Annotated in this window: 3 protein-coding genes; all 3 read left to right on the top strand. The window is 60.7% G+C overall.

Features of this window, described 5'->3' with window-relative positions:
- A partial coding sequence (locus tag OC184_RS19795; protein ID WP_265508904.1) for an IS3 family transposase occupies window positions 1-204 on the top strand: 204 nt, incomplete at its 5' end.
- 673 nt (window positions 205-877) lie between these two features.
- Window positions 878-2089 (top strand): fumarylacetoacetase, encoded by a 1212-nt coding sequence (gene fahA, locus OC184_RS19800; RefSeq protein WP_265508906.1) that lies wholly within the window; start codon window positions 878-880, stop codon window positions 2087-2089.
- Window positions 2090-2094: 5 nt separating this feature from the next.
- Entirely contained in the window at window positions 2095-2739 is a 645-nt protein-coding gene (maiA, locus tag OC184_RS19805; protein ID WP_265508908.1) for a maleylacetoacetate isomerase, read from the top strand.
- Window positions 2740-2816: the final 77 nt, after the last annotated feature.

Raw genomic sequence — 2816 nt, forward strand, 5'->3', positions numbered from 1 at the left:
CAAGCCGAAAGCTTCATGAAGACGCTGAAGGTCGAGGCGGTCTATGTGACCGAATACGAGACCTTCGAAGACGTCGCAGCGGATTTGCCAAACTTCATCGACAACGTCTACAACTCCACCAAGCTGCATTCTGCGCTCGGTTACTTGAGCCCCAACCAGTTCGAAGAAAGAAACGCCGCGCCCCGGTCAAAGCGAGCCCCCTGACTGGTCCAGCCCGAGGGGCGCACTCCATATCCAGATGGAGACATGACCCCGGGCCGAGAGATCGCGGCCAACACCTCATGAAAATCTCTCCTCGAGAAACCATGCGGGTAGAGGACCGGCGGGACGACAGCGAGGCTGCGCGACCACCGCCCATTCGGCAGGATATTCTCGGCGTGCCATGCGACGAAGGCGTGGGCCTCGGCACTGAGCGCGGCCGCCAGCATCCTGTGTGCCCCGTCACGAGCAATTTTGGTCAGCGGGTCATCTACAGATTCCGGCTGACGAAGGGGAAATGATGTTCGTAGTCTACTCCATGGCGCATCGTCTCTTTTAGAAGTTCTGGCGGGCTTTGACACCGGCCATGCTACGCCCCTCTCCAACCCCGTTACCCATTTCCCCGCATAGCTCCAGCCGCTCGCCCAGATTGTCCAATTTTGCCTCGGGGGCTTGGTCGGAACATTGGGAGGGTACTGGCTGGCCTCACGCCTGCCGGACTGTGTTTACCTGCCCATTATCGAGGTCTTGCTGCTGATGATCTCGCTCCAGCTACTCTCGCAATCGGTGAGGACACGTGCAAGCGGTTATTACATCTGAAACGAAACGTGCTATTTGTTTCACTTGCAACACTTTAAGATTCCCTGACTGGTTTATAGAACCTGCTAAAGAGGCACCAATGACCGATCGACCTTTGCGCAGCTGGGTAGCTGCCGCGAACGATGCTGGCTGCGATTTCCCAATCCAGAACCTGCCCTACGGCGTGTTCTCGGTGGAGGGGCAGGCACCGCGCTGCGGCGTCGCGATTGGCAACATGGTCCTTGATCTGGCGGAGTGCGAGGCACGGGGGCTGCTGGACGTCAAGGGTGCTTTCGGACGACCCGATCTGAACGACTTCATCGACCAAGGGCGCGGCATCTGGAACGATGTACGAGCCAAGCTCACGGCTCTTCTTGCCGAAGATGGCGACCGCTCACTTCCGCTGGTGCCCATGGCCGACGCTACGCTGCACCTGCCGATCCGGGTGACCGAGTTCACCGACTTCTACGCCTCGAAGAATCACGCCTTCAACGTCGGCGTTCTGTTCCGCGGTCCGGATAATGCCCTGCCGCCGCAGTGGACGCACATGCCGATCGGCTATAACGGCCGGGCCTCATCTGTGGTCGTGTCAGGTACTGCGATCCGTCGCCCTATGGGGCAAATCAAGGGAGAAAATGGTCCGGTCTGGAGCGCAAGCCGCCGTTTGGACCTTGAACTAGAACTGGGCGCGATTGTCGGTGCCAGCAGCCAGATGGGGCAACGTATCAGTGTCGAAGAGGCCGAGGACATGATCTTTGGCTATGTGCTCTTGAACGACTGGTCGGCGCGCGACATTCAGGCATGGGAGTATCAGCCGCTAGGTCCGTTCCAGGCAAAGGCCCTCGGGACGACGATCAGCCCGTGGGTCGTGACGCAAGCGGCGCTGGAGCCATTCCGCAGCGCAGGCGCCGAGCGCCTCAACCCGCTGCTGCCCTATCTTCAGGAAGAGCGGCCCGGCTTTTACGACCTGACGTTGGGTTGGACCATGAACGGCCAGACGATGGCGCAGACGAACTACAACGTAATGTATTATTCCTCGGCTCAGCAGCTGGCGCATCATGCCGTCTCCGGCTGCCCGATGCGGGTGGGTGATCTGCTGGGCACCGGCACCATTTCGGGTCCGGAGTTGGATCAGACGGGTGCGCTGCTCGAGATGACCCAAGGTGGCAAGAAGCCGGTCCAGATCCAGGGAGGAGAGAGAACGTTCATCGAAGACGGTGACGAAATCGGTCTATTTGGCTATGCTGAGAAGGACGGCTATCGCATCGGCTTCGGCCCCTGCACCGGCAAGATCCTTCCGGCGCAGGAGTGACAGCCATGGTTGCGGAGGAAGCCGGAAAGCCTGTCCTCTATGATTACTGGCGCTCTTCGGCGTCTTACCGGGTCCGGATTGCGCTGAATCTCAAGGGCATTCCATTTGATCGGGTGTCCGTGGACCTGGTGGCCGGAGCCCACAGACAGGCCGAGCATCTGGCGGTCAACCCTCAGGGGCTTGTGCCGGCGCTACAGATCGACGGGATGGTGCTGACGCAATCACTGGCCATCATGGAGTATCTGGAGGAAACCCGCGCAGGACATGCGCTGTTGCCGTCGGGTCCCTCAGCACGGGCACATGTGCGCGCTCTGTCCCTGGCCGTCGCATGCGACATTCACCCTGTCTCGAACTTGGCGGTACTTGCACGCGTGGATGCCCTCGCGGGGGCCGAGGCACGGGCGAATTGGAACCGGGACAACATCGCGAACGGACTAAAGGCGATCGAGGCGATGATGGTGCAGGCGGACCCTGAGGGCCGCTTCTGCTATGGCGACGCACCGACCATGGCTGACTGCACCCTGATCCCGCAGCTTTACAACGCGACCCGGTGGGGTGTCATCTTCGATCACCTGCCCCGCATCACTGCAGTTTGGTGCGCTTGCACTGATGTCAACGGCGGTGCAAAACCCGGCCACGCGGCGGCGTAAAATCAGGCCAGGTGACGATGGCCGGCGCCATGGCGCGCGCGCTTACCATAGAGCTGGCGCGTGCCATGGCGCATTGG

Source organism: Paracoccus rhizosphaerae (genome assembly GCF_026162645.1).
GTDB classification, from domain to species: domain Bacteria; phylum Pseudomonadota; class Alphaproteobacteria; order Rhodobacterales; family Rhodobacteraceae; genus Paracoccus; species Paracoccus rhizosphaerae.